Source organism: Streptomyces sp. V4I2 (assembly GCF_030817655.1).
Lineage (GTDB): Bacteria > Actinomycetota > Actinomycetes > Streptomycetales > Streptomycetaceae > Streptomyces > Streptomyces plumbiresistens.
On sequence record NZ_JAUSZM010000003.1, the window covers coordinates 2,129,203 to 2,147,306 of the forward strand.

Here is an 18,104-nt window from a genome sequence, read left to right on the forward strand (position 1 = left end):
AAGTCGGGAAGGCCGCATGAGCAGGAGTCGCGGCGATCGGGGGCGGGAATGACCGTTGACAGCGGTTACGCGGACATCTTCGGTCCGCAGGTGCCGCGCACGGGTGACGGAGACCAGACGGCGACGTTCGCGCTGGCCTCCGCGGCCTATCGGGACAACGAAGTCAAGGACATCCTCGCCGCCAACAGCGAGTGGCACGAGTCGACTGTCAAGGACGGCCGTAAATGGGCGCGGATCTTCCGGCCCAACCTGGGCGAGGCCTTCTCCGGGGCCGTCGTCGCCCGTATGCTGGGCGCCGGCCGCAAGCCGCTCATCCAGTCCTTCGGCGCGGAGCCACAGGTCGTGGTCGAGCACTGCCTCGCGGCGAACAACATCCGCAGGGACCGCGACAACCTGCTGACCATCGTCATGGTGCTGTGCGGTCTGCTGTTCCTGCCCGGGCTCCTCATCTGGCTGCTGGTCTTCCAGATCCGCACCACCGTGGCGAGGACCGAGAACAAGCAGGCCGGAGCCCTCGCCACGGCCCTGCTCGTCGGGGTCGGCGCCCTCGCAGTGATCTTCCTCGTGCGCACGCCGTTCGGCGGCTTCTGGGCCTGGTACGCGCGAGCGGCGATCGTCATGCCGGTGGTCGGCTGGTTCTGGGCCAAGCAGATCTGCGAACGCACCGCGACGGACCTCCGGGACCGCTGGAACAGCCTGCTGTCCGGCAGCAGCGTCGGGGCCAAGGTCCCCGAGGCGGTGCCGAGCAGCCCCCGCGAGACCGCGGCCGAGCAACTGCGCCAGTCGCTCGCCAAGCTGAGCGCCGAGCAGCAGTCCAACTCCGTGTTCTACGCCGGCCCCAAGGGCATCCTCGGCATGGGCACCCGCTGGGGCAGCTGGCAGCTCGCCGAGGACCTGGTCTCACGCCATCCGGACCGTGAGATCCATCCCTTCCGCAGCTGGGACGTCATACGGTCCATCCACGACCAGTTGCGCATGCTGGAGCGGAACACGCTGAACACCGGCGGCTTCCCGAAAGCGTCCGTACGGCACTGGGTCGTCACCCCGGTCGGGGAGAACGCGAAGGCGGTGTCCCGCCCGGAGGGCACCGACGTCGACGCGTACCAGGTCAAGACGCACGCCATACAGGACATCTGCAACAAGCAGCAGTTCGGCGCGGGCGACCGGCACTACCTGGGCGTGCAGTGGACGCTGTGGGACGGACAACTCGTCATCACCATGATGATCACGGTGACCGTGCTGCACGAGACGCTGCGCATCGAGGTGACCGGGCACGCGCTGGGCCCGGTGCACTCGCTGTTCACCTCGAAGCCGGAGGCCAAGGAGAAGGAAGTCGCGAAGTCGCTCAAGTTCTGGGAGACCCGGAAGGTGAAGCTCCCGCTGGTCGACGCGGACGAGGTGGTACGCCTGGCCGCCCGGGCGCCGCTGACCTGGTACCCGCCGCTGCTGAACTGGCTCGGCGGCACCCTGACCCTCCCCGAGCCCTTCGGGCTGCGGCACGCCTGGGCGGACAGGCCGTGGCGGCACCGCTTCATGGCCGACGACGCGCTGCGCGCGGCCACGCCGGTGCTGCGGGTCGTGCACGCGGCGGCGATCCGGGTCCTGGAGGAGAACGGCGTGAACACGGAGAAGTTCGGCAACCGGTCGGCGTTCCTCAGCACGGCGGTGCAGGACGCGTCACCGCGGAAGGCGGACGTCTACGACGCGTAGGTGCGGTGGGGGCTGCCCAGGAGCCCCCACCCCGCCCGGCGATCAGACCGTCGGCCAGGCATCCGCCAGCATCTTCCGGGTGTCCGCGAGCAGCTGCGGCAGCACCCGCGTGTGCCCGACCACCGGCATGAAGTTCGTGTCCCCGCCCCAGCGCGGAACGATGTGCTGGTGGAGGTGGGCCGCGATACCGGCGCCGGCCACCGACCCCTGGTTCATGCCGATGTTGAAGCCGTGGGCGCCGGACGCGGTGCGCAGGGCGGTCATCGCCTGCTTGGTCAGCGCGGCGAGCTCGACCGTCTCCGGGTCTGTCAGGTCCGTGTAGTCGGCCACGTGACGGTAGGGCACCACCATCAGGTGGCCGCCGTTGTACGGGTACAGGTTGAGCACCGCGTAGACCTGCTCACCGCGCCGGACGATCAGGCCGTCCTCGTCGGACTTGGCCGGTAGCGAGCAGAAGGGGCAGCCGTCGTCGGCACCGGGGCCGGTCGGCTTGTTCTCGCCCTGGATGTAGGCCATCCGGTGGGGCGTCCACAGACGCTGGAACGCGTCCCGGGTCCCCACGCCCCACTGCTGCTCCGGCTCACTCGTCATGCAGTGCAGCATATGACTTCGCCCGTTCGCGCCGTGTCGCCGGGTTGTGGGAAAAGCGTCCCGGGCCAAGCTGGGCCGGTGGACGACGCCCCGGACGACGACAGCCCCAAGGCCCGCTGGGAGCGGCGCGCGGAGGTCCCGCTCGCCGTGGCCTCGCTGGTGTTCCTCGCCGCGTACGCGGTCCGCGTGCTCGCCGGCGATCTGCCCGAAGGCCTGCTCGATCTCTGCCTGGCGCTGACCCTGGCCGCCTGGGCGCTGTTCGCCGTCGACTACGCGGTGCGCTGGCGGCTGAGCCGGCAGCGGCTGCGCTTCGTACGGACGCACCTGCTGGACACCGTGGTGCTCATCCTGCCGCTGCTGCGGCCGCTGCGGGTCGTCAAGGTGTACGAGGCGGTGCGGCGCCGGCACGGACGGCCCCGGCTGGCGTTGCACGCGCGCGTCATCGCCTACGCCGGGCTGTCGACCCTCCTCCTCGGCTTCACCGGTGCCCTCGGCGTCTACCAGCAGGAGCACGGAGCACCGGACGCGACCATCCGGACCTTCGGGGACGCCGTGTGGTGGACCTGCTCCACCCTCGCCACGGTCGGCTACGGCGACGTCGTCCCCGTCACCCCGGTCGGACGCCTGATCGCGGTCGGGATGATGGCCATCGGGCTGGCCCTGCTCGGCGCCGTGACCGGGACCTTCGCCTCCTGGCTGCTCCAGGTCTTCTCCGACGAGGACGACGAGAGGCCCCCGGCGGGATGAACTCGCCAGGGGCCTCACATGCGAGGGATCAGACCTGTGCCCGCTCCTCCACGACCTTCGCGATCTTCGCGATGGCCTCGTCGAACGGGATGCCGTTCTCCTGCGAGCCGTCGCGGTAGCGGAAGGACACCGAGCCGCCCGACATGTCCTCGTCGCCCGCGATGACCATGAAGGGCACCTTCTGCTTCTGGGCGTTGCGGATCTTCTTCTGCATGCGGTCGGAGGAGGAGTCGACCTCGACCCGCAGCCCCTGCTTCTTCGCCGCGGCGGCGAACTTCTCCAGGTACTCCACGTGCGCGTCCCCGATCGGGATGCCGACCGCCTGCACCGGGGCCAGCCACGCCGGGAAGGCGCCCGCGTAGTGCTCGAGCAGCACCGCGAAGAACCGCTCGATGGAGCCGAACAGGGCGCGGTGGATCATGACCGGGCGCTGCTTGGAGCCGTCGGGGGACGTGTACTCCAGCTCGAAGCGCTCCGGGAGGTTGAAGTCGAGCTGGATCGTCGACATCTGCCAGGTGCGGCCGATCGCGTCCTTGGTCTGGACGGAGATCTTCGGCCCGTAGAAGGCGGCACCGCCCGGGTCGGGAACGAGCGGCAGGCCCTGCTTCTCGGCGACCTCACGGAGGGTCTGAGTGGCCTCTTCCCAGACCTCGTCGGAGCCGACGAACTTCTCCGGGTCCTTGGTCGACAGCTCCAGGTAGAAGTCGGTCAGACCGTAGTCCCGCAGCAGGCCGAGGACGAAGGTGAGCGTTTTGTCGAGCTCCTCGGACATCTGCTCGCGCGTGCAGTAGATGTGCGCGTCGTCCTGGGTGAAGCCGCGGGCGCGGGTCAGGCCGTGCACGACGCCCGACTTCTCGTACCGGTACACGGTCCCGAACTCGAACAACCTCAACGGAAGTTCACGATACGAACGACCGCGCGCGTCGAAGATCAGGTTGTGCATCGGGCAGTTCATGGGCTTGAGGTAGTAGTCCACGCCCTCGTCGAGCTGCATGGGCGGGTACATGCCGTCGGCGTACCAGTCCAGGTGGCCCGAGGTCTCGAAGAGCTTCCCCTTCGTCGCGTGCGGGGTGTAGACGAACTCGTAGCCCTCCTCCTCGTGGCGGCGGCGCGAGTAGTCCTCCATGACCCGGCGGACGATGCCGCCCTTGGGGTGGAAGACGGCGAGGCCGGAGCCGATCTGCTCGGGGATGGAGAACAGGTCGAGCTCGCTGCCCAGCTTGCGGTGGTCGCGCTTCTCCGCCTCGGCGAGGAAGTCGAGGTGGGCCTTCAGCTCGTCCTTGGTCGGCCAGGCGGTGCCGTAGATCCGCTGGAGCATCGGGTTCTTCTCGCTGCCGCGCCAGTAGGCGGCGGCGTTGCGCATCAGCTTGAACGCCGGGATGTTCCGGGTGGTGGGCAGGTGAGGACCGCGACAGAGGTCCTTCCAGCACAGGTCACCGGTCTTGGCGTCCAGGTTGTCGTAGATCGTCAGCTCTCCGGCGCCGACCTCTACGTCCGCGCCGTCGTCCGTGGACGCGGAGCCCTTGATGCCGATCAGCTCCAGCTTGTACGGCTCGGACGCCAGCTCCTCGCGGGCCGCCTCGTCGGTGACCACACGGCGGGAGAACCTCTGCCCCCGCTTCTGGATCTCCTGCATCTTCTTCTCGATGGCCTTGAGATCCTCGGGCGTGAACGGCTTCTCGACGTCGAAGTCGTAGTAGAAGCCGTCCTTGACCGGCGGGCCGATGCCCAGCTTGGCCTCGGGGAAGAGCTCCTGCACAGCCTGCGCCATCACGTGCGCGGTGGAGTGGCGCAGGATGTTCAGGCCGTCCTCGGAGGAGATCTCCACCGGCTCCACGACCTCGCCCTCGCCGGGCGCGTACGCGAGGTCCTTGAGCTCGCCGCTCACGCGCGCGGCGATGATCGAGCGCTCGCCGGCGAAGAGCTCGGCGGCCGTGGTGCCCGTCGTCACCGTGCGCTCTTCCCGCTCGGAATCGCGTTGGATGATCACACGGACGTCTGACACCGGTCTCTCCTGACTGAAGGTGGATGCGCAACCCACAACCTATGGCGTGCGCAATAGGCGATCGTACCGACCCCGGGCCGCCCACCGCGAAATCAGTCCCCGCCGCAGGCCTCCTCGACGAAGGCCGTGATCTCGGCGGTCTCCTGGAGCGACTTCATAAGCCGGTCCCGCTCGGCCTCGTCGACCTGCACGGGTACGACCCCGGAGGCGCCCGTGAGCCGCCGGAAGCCGCCCCGGCTCTCCAGCCGGCCTTGCACCCGCACGGGCAGTCCGACGAGGTGCGCGTGCCCGGCGATCCGGTACGACTCCTCGTCCAGCGTCAGCCGCACGTGCGGGATCTCGGCGCCCGCGATCACCCGCAGCCGTACCGACCCGTCCCCGCGCGGCCCCGACCTGCGCATCCGGACCACCGCGCCGGTGATCCGCACCGGCACGGAGGGTTCCTCGCGCAGATAGCGGGCGCCGGCCTCGCGCAGCACGGGCAGGTCGCCGGGCGAGAACTCGACGGCCTCTGCGGGTGCCGCGCACCCTTCGGGGACCCCGGCCGCCGGTGCCCACTCGACGCCGATGCGGGCGCCCTCGGTACCGCGCACGAGGACGATCAGCGCCTCGGTGAGCTCGCGGCTGACGCCCGCCTCGACGGCGCCGTCGAAGGCGTCCATGCCGCCGGTGGCCCGCTGGTAGTCGATGGCCTCGCGGGCGGCGTACAGGGCCTGGTGCAGGCGTACGGCGAGCGGGCGGCCGGTGCCGACGGGCACGAAGGCGGTCAGCCGGCGGCCGCCGGATGCGGAGCCGACGAGGATGTTCTCCAGGGACGCGGCGGCGGTGCGCCGGTAGCGAGCGCCGTAGTAGCCCGCACGCGCGCGCGTGGCGAGTGATCCGGCGAGCAGCATCTGGCGGGCGGCCGAGCGCAGCTGTTCCTCGACGGTCCAGGGGGTGGCTCCGGCGGGACCGGTCGGGACATCGCGCCACCAGCGGATCTCGTCGCTGGGCACGGCGAGGGAGACCAGCACCTCGCGCGCGGACGGCGTTCCGCTCCGGGACAGCGCGAGGAGCGCCTCGCCCAGCAGGTCCTCGCTGTCCGGGAAGGCCCGGCTCTCGGGCACCAGCAGGCTGGTGCCGCCGCCGCCCGGTCCCGGCGGGGTCCAGCGGCCGTAGCGTCCGGCCGCTCCCCCGCGCCGCCGCCAGCCGTGCCGGTGCAGCAGGGCGCTGAGCACGGCGGGGTCGACCTCGGCGGGGTCGGGCGAACGGTTCCAGGCGACGGCGGCCTGGTCGACGGGGTGCGGTCGTACGGGTCGCAGTGGTTCTTCCAGCGGGCGGTGCGTCATGGTCTGCCTCCCGTCCCGACCCGCGTCATGATCTCGCAGAGCGCCCGGTCGTCGAAGATGCGCGAGGTCGGGATGCGCACGGTGGTCCGGTTCCGGCCGGTGATGGCGTGGCCGGCGAGGTTGACCCAGTAGCAGCAGTGCCTGAGGTCGAGCCGGTCGTGGCCGGCGCGCAGCCATTGGTCCTGTGACCGTGGGACCAGCATCACGACCAGGATCTTGTGGACCGAGACCGGTGTGCGGGCGAGCTTGCGCAGGTGGTCGTTGTCGAGCGTGAAGGAGAAGGTGCGGCCGGGTGGGTTCGGCGGGACCTGGTACGTGCATTTCAGCTGCACCTTGATGGTCACCTCGTCGTCGACGGTGTGCCCGGGTGAGCCGTGACTGACGTGCCAGTCGATGCCGTTGTCCGGAAAGGGCTGGGACAGTGAGCAGCCGGCGGCCGCCGCGACCGCGTGCAAGTAGCCCACCTGCAAGGTTTCCATGCAGGCGGTGGTGGCGAGTGTGCCGCGTTGGGGGCCTGTGCGTTCGGGCAGCAGCCCGCCCCGCTCGGGCTGGGCTATCGCCATGACCAACAGCCTTCCAAGCCAAGTGAAATGCCCACGCCTGGGCAGAGTGAATCCCGCGCCGGGCCGCTGAACTGCAAAGACCCGTACTCCTGTTGTGTCCTTCCGGCGTACGGCGCAAACAGCCCGGGTATCACCAAACGGGGGCAGACGACGGGGCGTCAGCTGCCGTGGGTGAACGAGGGGTTGTGTAGGTATGACGTGCTGGTACGAAGGGCCCCTGGCCGCATTCGACACGGAAACCACGGGTGTCGACGTCGAGTCCGACCGGATCGTGTCGGCCGCCGTCGTCGTCCAGGACGCACCGGGTACCCGGCCGCGGGTGACGCGGTGGCTGGTGAACCCGGGCGTGCCGGTGCCGGCCGGGGCGACGGAGGTGCACGGACTGACTCAGGAGCATCTGCAGCGCAACGGCCGCTGGCCGGCTCCGGTGATGTACGAGATGGCGGAGGCGCTGGCCGAACAGGCCAGGGTGGGCCGCCCGTTGGTGGTGATGAACGCGCCGTTCGATCTGACGATCCTGGACCGGGAGTTGCGCCGCCATCGTGCCTCGTCACTGGACCGCTGGTTCGAGCCCTCGCCCCTGCTGGTGCTCGATCCGCGGGTCCTGGACAAGCATCTGGACCGCTACCGCAAGGGCCGTCGCACCCTCACCGACCTGTGTGAGCACTACGGCGTCTCGCTTGAGGGCGCGCACGACGCGGGCGCCGACGCGCTGGCCGCGATGGACGTCGTACGAGCGGTGGGGCGCCGGTTCGCGGCCCGGCTGGAGCGCCTGAGCCCGGCCGAACTGCACACCCTGCAGGCGGTGTGGCACGCGGCGCAGGCGCGCGGCCTGCAGGCATGGTTCGCGCGCAGCGGCACGGAGGAGGCGGTGGACCCGGCGTGGCCACTGCGTCCGGATCTGCCGGCGGCGGCCGCGTAGGGGCAACAAAAAGGGGCAACAAAAAAACCGGTCCGTCTGAGACGGACCGGCTTTCCCGGTGGGCGATACTGGGTTCGAACCAGTGACCTCTTCGGTGTGAACGAAGCGCTCTCCCACTGAGCTAATCGCCCGGGAACGCACCGAACAATACAGGTCCCCGCACCCTTCCTTCAAACCGCTTCCAGGTGGCCGGCGAGACCGCGCCGCCCGGACCGCATCATCAGCCAGTGGTTGGCGCGGAACACCGGCCGTCCCGGGACGGCGAACCGCCGCAGCAGCGGCTTGTTCACCTCGACCAGCTGCTCGTAGCGGGCCAGGCTGCCCGTGCCGTCCGCGGTGACCGTCCAGCGCGCCCAGCCGTCCAGGTCGCCGGACATGGCGATCTCCAGGATCCCGGCCGCCGGATCACGCCGCACCTCACGGGCGGTGAAGGTCAGGTCGTACGGCAGGAAGGAACGGATCCTGATCACTCCGGTCGTCGCGTCGATCCGGTTCACCTCGCGCACCTGCCGCCACCAGCGCGGATAGTCCTCGGCTCGCTCCAGCGCCGTGTACACGGCGACGGGCGACGCGGGCAGGGTCCACCGGCTGCGGAAGCGGTAACGGGTCCAGTCCATGAGCGGAGTCTGCCCCTGTGCGGGCCCGGTGAGGCGTATTTGAGTACGGCATGAGTACGCGCACTCATGCCGTACGACGTGACGCGGACCACACTCGTCGGCATGACGCACATTCCGCCCCCTGCCGAGGAGTTGCGGCTCCTCGATGCCGAGCTGTGGCAACTGGACGCCCGCCGGGCCCAGTTGCTGGCCCGCCGCGCCTGGCTCGTCGCGGCCCTGCAGCAGGCGTGGCCCGCGCCTGTCGCGCCGCCCCGCCCCGAGGCTCCCGCACCGCGCGTCCAGAACGTGCTGCTCCTGCTCGGTGGCGTCCTGCTCACCATCGCCGCGATGGTGTTCACGCTGGTCAGCTGGGGCCACCTGGGCATCGGCGGGCGGGCCGTGGTGCTCGGCGCGGTCACGCTGGCCGCGCTCGCGGCGCCGGCGGTGCTGCTGAAGCGGGGGCTGCGCTCGACGGCCGAGTCGGTGGCGGGCCTCGGGCTCGCGCTGACGGTGCTCGACGCGTACGCCCTGCACGAGGCCGCCCTCGCGGGGGTGGACGGCACGGGGTACGCGGCGGTGGCGTCGGCCGTACTCGCGGTGCTGTGGGCCGCGTACGGCCTGCTGCCGGCGACGTGCGACCTGCGTCTGCCCCTCCCCGCCGCCCTGGTCTCGGCCCAACTCCCGCTGCTGCTCTGGTCGCTGGCAGCCGATGCCGTCCCCTACGGGGTCACGGCCGCGATCCTGGTGACGGCCGGGTTCGACACGGTTGTGGCGTTCCGGGCGACCGCCAGGTCCGTACGGGTCTTCGCCGCCGTCGGCGCGTACGGAGCGGGCACCTGGGGCGCACTGACCGCCGGTTTGCTGTCCTGGACAGCGACCGGCCCGAGCGCCGCCGTCCGTGCGGCGGCGCTCCTCCTCCTCGGCGCGGCGATCGCGCTGGGCGCGGCGTGGCGGAGCCAGGACGAGAAGCGGGCCCTCGGCCTCGCCGGCGCCGCCGGGCTGCTCGTGGTCGCCGCGTTCGGCGGGGTGGCGCGTCCTGCGCTGTCGGAGGTGTGGACGGTTCCGGTATATCTGGCCTGCGGGATCGCCCTGTTGGCCGCGGTGCGGGCCGGGCGGCTGCCGGAGGCGGTGCGGCACGGCTTCGCCTGGGCCTCGGGCGCCGTACAGGCGCTGGCCCTGCTGTGGACGCTGCCCGTCGTCAGTCTGGCGCTGGTGGCGCCGGTCGAATGGGCGGAGCGCGTGTGGAGCGGCACACCGTCGGATGCCCGCGCGGCGGTGACGCTCGACGCGCCGTGGCCGCAGCACGCACAGACGGTTCCCGTCGTCCTGGCGGTCGTCGCGGCCGTGCTCGCCCTGTCGGTCCGGAACGGGGTCTGGCGCCCTCGGGCGCTGCGCGGCGCGCTGGGCCTGACGTGGGCGGGGGTGCTGGTCCTTCCGGCGGTGATCGAACTCCCGTACTGGACAAGCCTGGTGACTCATGGGGCCTTGACAGCCGGGGCGCTCGCGGCGGCGGTGTACGCACGCCGAGGCGCGGCCGTGCCGGACGGAACGCCGGCCCGTCCGTTCACGTCCGGTCAGCTCACCGCCCTTGTCATCGCCCTCACCACCTCTCTCAGCCTCGCCTTCCTCTCCCTCGCCTCGCAGACCGCGACGCTCACCGTTCTCTGCGTCCTGACCGCGCTGTTCGCGGCGGCCTCGTGGCCCTCGCACCTGGCCCCGGTCACGGCCCCAGCCGCACTCGCCCACGCCGCCGCGGTCGCCTGCGCGACCGGCGCCGCCCTGGACTGGCAGCCGTCGCACACCGCACTGCTGGTCCTGGCCGTCCCCGTGGCCGCGGCCCTGCTGGCCGCACGGCTGGGCAGCGCCCCGGCCACCGTGCCGGTCGAAGCGACCGGGGCCGCCGCCGGGCTGCTCGCCGTAGGACTCGCCCTCGCCGACCCACCCCTGCTGGCCCTGGTGCTGGCCCTCGGCGGAGTGATCGCCGCGGGTACGGCGATCCGCCCGGACCGCCGCCCCGTGGGCTACGCGGCCGCCGCCCTGTTCGTACTGGCCACCTGGGTGCGCCTGGCGGCCTGGGACATCGAGACGCCCGAGGCGTACACGCTCCCGGTCACCGTCCCGGCGCTGCTCCTCGGCGTCCTGCACCGGCGCCGCGACCCGCGGGCGTCGTCCTGGACGGCGTACGGCCCCGGCCTCGCCGCCACCCTGCTGCCGAGCCTGGTCGCGGCCTGGGGCGACGCGCACTGGACGCGCCCCCTGCTGCTGGGCGTCGCGGCACTGCTGGTCACCCTGCTGGGCGCCCGGCACCACCTCCAGGCCCCGCTCCTGCTCGGCGGCTGGGTACTGGCTCTGGACGCGTTGCACGAACTCGCGCCCTACCTCGTCCAGGTCACCGACGCACTCCCCCGCTGGGTGCCTCCCGCCCTCGCCGGACTGCTGCTGCTCGCACTCGGGGCGACGTACGAGCAGCGCATCCGGGACGTCCGGCGGGTGCGGGAGGTCCTGGGGAAGATGAACTAGCCGTCGGCTACGGCATCTTGTCCCCCAGCAGCGCCAGGTTCTCGATGGCGGCGAGGCCGTAGAGCGCGGTGTCGTTCGTGGACACCCAGGCGGCCTCGCTGCCCGGCACCAGCGTGGCCGGGCCGCTCAGCTTCTCGGTCTTCCAGGGCGCCGACTCCTTGTAGCCGTCGGAATTGTAGAACTTGTCCCAGGCCCGCTTGGCGAGCTTCTCGTCCCCGGTCTGGACGGCGGCGTACGCGTCCAGGCGCGAGTGGCCCTGGAACAGCAGCAGGGAGCCGAAGTTGGAGCCGTAGCGCGCCGCCTGCTCGGCCTTGGTGGCGTTGAAGTAGCGGCAGTAGTCGAAGTACGCCTCGTTGAACTTCGGCATGTCGACGAGGTCGATGAGCTCCGCGCACAGCTCGTTGAGCCCGAAGACCGCGGAGAGGTGCGAGACCCCCACCGCAGGCGCCGAGGCGACCGCGAACTTACCGGTGTCCAGGTCGTACAGGCCGGTCCCCTGCACGAACCCGTTGGGCTGGGCGGCGATCGTCTCCATCGTGGACAGGACGCGCGCCTTGGCCTTCTCCCACTTGGGGCCCTTGCGCTCCCACTCGGTCAGCCAGGCGGACACCAGACCGCTCCAGTCCGTGCCGAAGCCGACCGACAGGGCGTGCCGGTCCGGGGTGTACGGCTCGGTGCGGATCTTGCGGATCGGGTCGAGGACGAGGAACGTCTCGTCGGAGTCGACATTGGCGTGCATGAGGTCGCCGACCCGCTCGTCGGCCGTGAGGAAGTAGTAGTAGCGGCGGTACGTCGTATTGGCGATGCGCTGCTGTTTGGCGCTGTCGGCGTAGTGCTGCACACCGTGCCGGGTGCCGAGGCCGGCCCACTGGCCCAGGTGGTAGACGTCGACCTCGCCGGTGTGCCGGGTCATCGCCTCGGCAAAGCGGAAGATGTCCGCCCGACCGGAGCGCAGGTACGCGAACCACAGCCACAGGTCCGGCGACAGCTCGGAGTTGTCCCAGGCATAGCCGCCGATGTCGTATCGCCACTGGTGCCGGACCGTGTCGTACGTGTGCATGATGTCGCCGTAGTCCCAGAAGCCGTACCAACGGCGCTGCTCCACCTGGTCCTTGTAGTAGGTGAAGAGGAAGTCGAGGTGCTCCTCGATCTTGGCCTTGGCGGGCGTGGAGCGGTCCGGCTCGGAGTACAGACCCGGGCCGAAGACCCCGGCCTTGATGAGCTGCTTGGGCGGGGCGGCCAGCTGCGGCAGCACCCGTACGGCCTCGACCTGTTCGGCGAGCTTCTCGGCGCTGGGCGTCGACTCGTTGGCCCAGAAGAGGAGTTCGGAGGTGCGGGCGATGCCGTAGGGGGTGCCGAACTCGGGCTCGTAGTCCTCGTAGGTGATGTTGAGGCCTTCGAGCTGCTCGGCGAAGGTGTCCTGACCCATGCCGTCGTGGTAGAAGCGCAGGTCCATGGGCTGCGCCTCGGGCGACCAGAGCCAGAGGGTGACCTCGGCCTCGTCGGTCTGGGCGTCGCGGATGTCGAGCTGCGCCGGGAACTTCTCCCAGAAGTCCCGCAGGCCGAAGGAGAACCCGCCGCTCGCGCCGCCGACGTACCCGAACCCGGAGGCCCGCTTGCCGCCGCCGGCGCCGATCCAGCCGTGGCCCTTCTTGGTGCGCTTGCGCAGGCCGAAGCCGTCGGCCGAGAGCTGGGAGAGGGTGTAGTCGCCCCACTCGGGGATGTACTGGAGCCGCGTGGTGACGCGCTGGTCCCAGGTGGCCGGGTCGGGCAGCTTCTGGCCCGCGTACTGGGCCGCCTGGACGGCCGCGCCCGGGTCGCGGCGCAGTCCGGTGATGCCCTTGACGGCCTCGCGCAGCAGACCGGTGCCGTCCCCGCCGATGCGGATGTGGCGGTCGTACGACTGGTCGCGCATCGGCACGGTGAAGCGGACACCGAGGCCGCGGATGAAGTCGCCGCTGGCCTTGCCGGGCTCCTGGGTGCCGTCGAAGGTGATGGTGTGCACCATGCGGAAGGAGTCGGCGCCCGCGTAGAAGTACAGCCGGATGGAGAACGGCAGCCAGCTCCGGCTGCCCTTGCGGTGCTTGCCGTCGATGCGGACGACCGCGCGGACCGGGCCGTCCTGCTCGACCTCGACCTTCGAGATGGCACCCTCGAAGCGCTCGGTCTTGACCGCGCCCTGGTCCTCGTCCTCGATCTCGGGCTGGCGGATCAGGACGAGCCGGCCGTTCTTGGCGATCTCGGTCGAGCCTCGGGTGACCGACTTGATCAGCGTGGCGCCGGACTTGCCGATCTTCGCGGTGATGACGCCGGTCGAGACGTCGATGGTGCCGCCGCTCTTGTCGACGGTCACCTTCTTGGCGGGGGCGGCGGCCTCGCCCGCGGTCAGGGTGAGCTTGCCGTTACCCGAACTCACCGCGTGCGCGGTCCACTTGAGCGAGCCGTCGGGCCAGTAGGCGATCGGCCACGACTGCGCGGGCACGGCCTTGCCGTCCGCGTCCGTGATCGCGAACTTCTGGTCCTTCTGGTAAGTGCCCTTCGGCCAGGGGACGCCGAGGGTGGAGCCGGGGGCGGCGCCCAGGCCGCCGTCCTCCAGCCAGTCCAGGGTCACCGGATCGGCGTCGGCTTCGGCGGCTCTCGGCGCCGCCTGAGCGTCCTTGGCTCCTAGCGCCCAGCTGAACTGCGCGGCGGCTCCGGCGACCGCGGCCGCCTTGAGAAGGGACCTGCGGGGAATGGGAGACATAAGAGTTTCAGCCTTTCCTTTCCGTTCCGTGCGGGAAGCATTTCCGTGCGGCTGGTCAGGGGCATGACAGAGGGAGGTGCGACGCCGGGGCGCCGACCTTGTGACGAGGACACCGCGCGTCAGCGGTGCCGGTACCGCTCCTCCACGGCGACGGCCGCCGCTGCGACGGCCCCGAGGACGGGGACCGCCAGCGGTGCGACGAACCATGCGGACACGGCCACCACGGCCAGTCCGCCGACGACCAGGAAGGAACCGGCGGGGTCGAGCACGGTCCGACGGCCGGCCTCGGCGAGCAGGGCACGCCATGTGGCGCCCGGGGTCCAGACGGCGGCCGCCCGCAGCCCGGCGACGGCGAGACCGATCAGCGCGAACACGCCGACGGCCCCGACCAGCGGCCCGCCGGGAATCCCGGCCCGCACGGCCTGGACGTCCACCCAGACCGCGACCGCGGCCGCCCACCCGGCGAGCCCGGCGAGCCATCCGCCGCGCACAGCGGCGCGGAAGTCGGCGACGAACTCCCGCCAGCCGCCGACCTCATGGCCGGTACGACGGCGAAGGTGCCGCGCCCCGGCCGCGAAGGCGGCCGGGTAGGTGACCACGCCCAGCGAGGCCACCGCGATCCACACCCCGGTCAGCAGACACTCGGCGAACACGGCGAACCGCTCACTGAAGACGGACTCCTTGCGCGGGGCGCGGGCCTTGACGCGTGCCTCAGCCATGCCGGGTCAGCCCTTCAGTCCGGACGTCGCCATACCGTCGATCAGATAGCGCTGGAAGGCGAGGAAGAAGGCGAGCACCGGCAGCAGGGCGACCAGTGACATCGCGATCATGCCGCCGTAGTTGGCCACGCCCTCCTGGTCCACGAACATCTTCAGACCGAGCGAGACCGTGTACTTGTCGGGCTCGTTGAGGTAGATCAGCGGGCCCATGAAGTCGTTCCAGGAGTTGATGAAGGTGAAGATCGCGCTGGTGATCAGGGCCGGCCGGCACAGCGGGAGCACGATCGACCAGTAGATGCGGAAGTGTCCGCAGCCGTCGAGACGGGCCGCCTCGTCGAGCTCCTTGGGCAGGTTGCGCATGAACTGCACCATCAGGAAGACGAAGAACGCCTCCGTGGCCAGGTACTTCCCCAGCAGGAGCGGGGTGTACGAGTTGATCATGTCCATGTTGCGGAACAGCACGTACTGCGGGATCAGCAGCACGTGGTACGGCAACAGCAGCGTGCCGATCATCAGCGTGAAGAGCAGATTGCGGCCCGCGAACCTGATCTTCGCGAAGGCGTACGCGGTCAGCGAGCAGGACACCAGGATCCCGACCACCGAACCGAGCGCGAGAGTGAGCGAGTTGACGAAGAACGTGGAGATCGAGATGTCCGCGATGCCGTCGGCGAGCCCGGTGTAGTTCGAGACGATGGGATCGCCCGGGAAGAGGTCCAGGCTCCCGATGATCTCCTCGCTCTTCTTGAAGGAGCCGCCGATGACCCAGATCACCGGATAGAGGATCACCGCGAGGATCGCGAAGGACCCGAGGTGCCAGGCGAGGGAACCGGGCAGCCTGCGGCGGAAGTTGCCGCCCTTCGTGGACCGGGCCGGCGTGATGTCGGTGGCCTGCGCGCTCATCGGGCGCCCTCCTCGTAGTGCACCCAGCGCTTCTGGGACCAGAACAGCACCGCCGTCACCAGGGCGACCGCGACGAGCAGCATCCAGGCCATGGCGGAGGCCAGGCCCATCCGGCTGTTCTCGAAGCCCTGGACGTAGAGGTAGCAGGTATAGACCATCGAGCCGTCCGCCGGGCCGCAGGCGTTGCTTCCTGCGCCGCCGCCGACGATGTACGCCGAGCTGAAGATCTGGAAGGAGTGGATCGTCTCCAGCAGGACGTTGAAGAAGAGCACCGGGGAGATCATCGGCAGGGTGATGTTCCAGAACCGCCGCATCGGGCCGGCCCCGTCCACCTCGGCCGCCTCGTACAGCTCGCGCGGCACCTGCTTGAGGCCGGCCAGGAAGATGACCATGGGCGCACCGAACTGCCAGACGGTGAGCGCCACCAGGCTGTAGATGATCATTTCCGGGTCGCCGGTCCAGCCGCCGACGTCGATCCCGAAGACCTTCTGCGTACGGTCGACGATCGCGTCGTCCGCGAAGATCGCCTTCCAGACGATCGCGACGGAGACACTCGCCCCGATCAGCGACGGCGCGTAGAAAGCGGCCCGGTAGAAGGCCTGTCCGCGCCGCTTCTGGGCGAGCAGCAGCGCCACCCCCAAAGCCAGCAGCAGCTTGAGCGGCGTACCGACGACGACGTACCACATCGTCACCTTGACCGAGTGGCGCCAGCGCGGGTCGCCGAACATCTCGGAGAAGTTGTCGAGGCCGATCCACTTGGGCGTGTCGAACAGGTTGTAGTCGGTGAACGCGAAGTACAGCGAGGCGATCATCGGGCCTGCGGTGAGCAGCAGGAACCCGGCGATCCAGGGGGACATGAAGAGATAGCCGGCCAGGGTCTCCCGGCGGCCCCGCCGCTTGAGTGCGGCGGGGCGCGGGGAGTTCACCGGACCGTGCCGCGGCTCGGAGTCCTTGGCCAGGCCCTCCATCGCAGGGGCGTGTGTCACGGTGGTTCCCATCAGCCGACGAGAGCCGTCTTCGACTCGGTGAAGAACTGCTTGACGGCGTCGTCCACCGAGCGCGTGCCCAGAGCGAGTTCCTCGGCGATGCGCAGGAAGGCGGCCTCGCAGATGTCGGCGCCGTTGGGGTGCGGGGTGATGGGCTCCAGGACACCCGCGTCGACGAGGGACGTCTCGTAGGCGGCGATGGACTTGTTGACCTCGTCGGTCGGCTTGAACGCGTCGAACTGGGCCTGCGTCGCGGGCACACCGCGGTCATAGCCCATGATCTTGGCGACCTCGGGGTCGTGCACCATGAAGTCGATGAACTGGGCCACTTCCTTGGGGTGCTGCGTGCGCTTGGAGGCGCTGAGCATCAGGGAGCCGAGGTACTGGCCGGTCTTCTTGCCGTCCGTGGTCGGGATGGGGGCCAGGCTGTACTCGCTCTTCCCCTCGGCGCTGTAGCGGACGCTGAAGTTGTCCCACGTGAACTCACCGCCGGCGAGTTCCGCGGTCACCGCCGACTTCGGCTTGATCTGGGCGACCTTCTTGGGGTCGGCGTAGACGCCGTCCTGGACGCCCTTCTTCGCCTTGGTCCACCAGTCCGTCAGGTCCGCCTCGGTGAAACCGAGTCCGTCCTCGGTGAAGAAGGCCTTGCCGTTCTGGCGCAGGTAGAGGTCGTAGAGGTACATGACCCCGTACATGCCGCTGTCGCCGGCGCGCCCCGTCTTGTCGCGGATCTTCTTCATCGCCGCGTCGAAGTCGTCCCAGGTCCAGCCCTGCTCAGGCTTCACGCCCGCTCTGGTGTAGACGGGCTTGTCGATGACCAGGGACATCGAGTTGGAGCCGACCGGAACTCCGAGGAGTTTGCCGTCGACCTCGCCGAACTTCTCGAGGCCGGCCCGGAAGCCGTCCATGGAGAGGTTGCCCGCCTTGACCTGCTCGCTCAGGTCGAGCAGCACATTCTTGGCGTCGTATTTCCGCAGGAATCCAATGGCATTCTGGAAGACGTCGGGCGGATTGCCGCCGGAGGCCTGGGTGTTGAACTTCTTCCAGAAGTCCGGGTACGGCTGGAAGTCCGTTTTCACCTTGATCTTCGGGTACTTCTTCTCGAAGAGCGCGATGGTCTTGTTGATGCGCTGGGCGCGGTCCTCGGCACCCCACCACGCGTAACGGATCGTCACCGTCCCGTCCGAGGAGGTTCCGCCGTCTCCCCCGCACCCCGTGGTCGCGGCCAGGCCCAGTGTGGCCGCCGTCGCTCCCGCGGCCTTCAGGATCGTACGCCTCTCAACATTCCTGCTGGTTCCCACAGTCGGACCCTCCCCGCAGCGTCGTTGCCGCCTGCATGAATCGTTTCAAGTAAGCGCTTGCTGGCACAAGTTACGGAGGGCCTCGGGGTGCGTCAATGATTCGGACAGGAATTTCTTGGGGGCCCGCTCGGCGAGCTGACGGTGCGTCGGGGTCCGGCCTCGCTCCCGGGGAGGTGACATCGCAGGTGAGGAACCCGTGGTCGGCGGGCCGAACGCGACCTCGGCCTCGGCGCCCGCAGGCCGCCCGGCGAAAATTCGCCTCAGGGCGGGGCGCGCGCCCCGCGGCGGCCGGAGGCGCACACACGACGGCGGCCCGTCTGCTCTCTCGCAGACGGGCCGCCGTGTCGGGTGGGCGATACTGGGTTCGAACCAGTGACCTCTTCGGTGTGAACGAAGCGCTCTCCCACTGAGCTAATCGCCCGGACGCAGGGAGAACATTACCCCATGTCAGGGGGTGCGGGTCACCGGCGCCG

The 18,104-nt window shown here is 70.1% G+C and carries 14 protein-coding genes and 2 tRNA genes; 4 read left to right on the forward strand and 12 right to left on the reverse strand.

The features are described 5' to 3' along the window. The first annotated feature begins 48 nt into the window (after positions 1–48). The gene (locus QFZ76_RS10685; RefSeq protein ID WP_307673496.1) at positions 49–1,710 is read left to right on the forward strand and encodes a hypothetical protein; all 1,662 of its coding nucleotides are present in this window, start codon (positions 49–51) and stop codon (positions 1,708–1,710) included. Positions 1,711–1,752: 42 nt separating this feature from the next. On the opposite strand, the gene QFZ76_RS10690 is transcribed toward QFZ76_RS10685, so the two are convergent. Then, positions 1,753–2,313, reverse strand: coding sequence for an HIT domain-containing protein (locus tag QFZ76_RS10690; RefSeq protein ID WP_307673497.1), 561 nt, complete (start codon positions 2,311–2,313; stop codon positions 1,753–1,755). On the opposite strand from QFZ76_RS10690, the gene QFZ76_RS10695 reads away from it, so the two are divergent. Further along, complete coding sequence (locus tag QFZ76_RS10695; RefSeq protein ID WP_307673498.1) at positions 2,314–3,048, forward strand: potassium channel family protein; 735 nt, start codon at positions 2,314–2,316, stop codon at positions 3,046–3,048. Between the two features lie 28 nt (positions 3,049–3,076). Here QFZ76_RS10695 and thrS read toward each other — a convergent pair whose 3' ends face one another. The 3 genes from thrS to QFZ76_RS10710 form a co-directional block, all read right to left on the reverse strand. Next, a complete protein-coding gene (gene thrS / locus QFZ76_RS10700) occupies positions 3,077–5,053 on the reverse strand; it encodes a threonine--tRNA ligase (RefSeq protein WP_307673499.1) in 1,977 nt (658 codons plus the stop codon). 92 nt (positions 5,054–5,145) lie between these two features. Continuing rightward, a complete protein-coding gene (locus QFZ76_RS10705) occupies positions 5,146–6,381 on the reverse strand; it encodes a hypothetical protein (protein ID WP_307673500.1) in 1,236 nt (411 codons plus the stop codon). Beyond that, positions 6,378–6,944, reverse strand: a complete 567-nt coding sequence (locus QFZ76_RS10710) for a DUF4365 domain-containing protein (RefSeq protein WP_307673501.1) — start codon at positions 6,942–6,944, stop codon at positions 6,378–6,380. The genes QFZ76_RS10705 and QFZ76_RS10710 overlap by 4 nt, the downstream gene beginning before the upstream one ends. Positions 6,945–7,137: 193 nt before the next feature. Here QFZ76_RS10710 and QFZ76_RS10715 point away from each other — a divergent pair, with 193 nt between their 5' ends. Then, positions 7,138–7,866: a 3'-5' exonuclease gene (locus QFZ76_RS10715; RefSeq protein WP_307673502.1), complete on the forward strand. Its 729-nt coding sequence runs from the start codon at positions 7,138–7,140 to the stop codon at positions 7,864–7,866. Positions 7,867–7,925: 59 nt separating this feature from the next. Here QFZ76_RS10715 and QFZ76_RS10720 read toward each other — a convergent pair. Together QFZ76_RS10720 and QFZ76_RS10725 are read right to left on the reverse strand one after the other, a co-directional pair. After that, a tRNA-Val gene (locus QFZ76_RS10720) sits at positions 7,926–7,997 on the reverse strand. A 39-nt stretch (positions 7,998–8,036) separates the two neighbouring features. Next, positions 8,037–8,483 carry an SRPBCC family protein gene (locus QFZ76_RS10725; protein ID WP_307673503.1) on the reverse strand — a complete coding sequence of 149 codons (447 nt, stop codon included), beginning with the start codon at positions 8,481–8,483 and terminating at the stop codon, positions 8,037–8,039. A 66-nt stretch (positions 8,484–8,549) separates the two neighbouring features. On the opposite strand from QFZ76_RS10725, the gene QFZ76_RS10730 reads away from it, so the two are divergent. Next, on the forward strand, positions 8,550–10,982 hold the full coding sequence (locus QFZ76_RS10730; RefSeq protein ID WP_373464281.1) for an SCO7613 C-terminal domain-containing membrane protein: 2,433 nt from the start codon (positions 8,550–8,552) through the stop codon (positions 10,980–10,982). Positions 10,983–10,989: 7 nt separating this feature from the next. Here QFZ76_RS10730 and QFZ76_RS10735 read toward each other — a convergent pair whose 3' ends face one another. The 6 genes from QFZ76_RS10735 to QFZ76_RS10760 form a co-directional block, all read right to left on the reverse strand. Beyond that, entirely contained in the window at positions 10,990–13,725 is a 2,736-nt protein-coding gene (locus QFZ76_RS10735; protein WP_307673505.1) for a Tat pathway signal sequence domain protein, read from the reverse strand. A 119-nt stretch (positions 13,726–13,844) separates the two neighbouring features. After that, on the reverse strand, positions 13,845–14,444 hold the full coding sequence (locus tag QFZ76_RS10740) for a hypothetical protein (RefSeq protein WP_307673506.1): 600 nt from the start codon (positions 14,442–14,444) through the stop codon (positions 13,845–13,847). Positions 14,445–14,450: 6 nt separating this feature from the next. Then, entirely contained in the window at positions 14,451–15,344 is an 894-nt protein-coding gene (locus tag QFZ76_RS10745) for a carbohydrate ABC transporter permease (protein ID WP_307673507.1), read from the reverse strand. Next, positions 15,341–16,342 carry a carbohydrate ABC transporter permease gene (locus QFZ76_RS10750; protein WP_307673508.1) on the reverse strand — a complete coding sequence of 334 codons (1,002 nt, stop codon included), beginning with the start codon at positions 16,340–16,342 and terminating at the stop codon, positions 15,341–15,343. The genes QFZ76_RS10745 and QFZ76_RS10750 overlap by 4 nt, the downstream gene beginning before the upstream one ends. Beyond that, positions 16,342–17,631, reverse strand: a complete 1,290-nt coding sequence (locus QFZ76_RS10755; protein WP_307673509.1) for an ABC transporter substrate-binding protein — start codon at positions 17,629–17,631, stop codon at positions 16,342–16,344. Before QFZ76_RS10755 ends, QFZ76_RS10750 begins: the two co-directional genes overlap by 1 nt. Before the next feature lie 349 nt (positions 17,632–17,980). Next, positions 17,981–18,052, reverse strand: a tRNA-Val gene (locus QFZ76_RS10760). Positions 18,053–18,104: the final 52 nt, after the last annotated feature.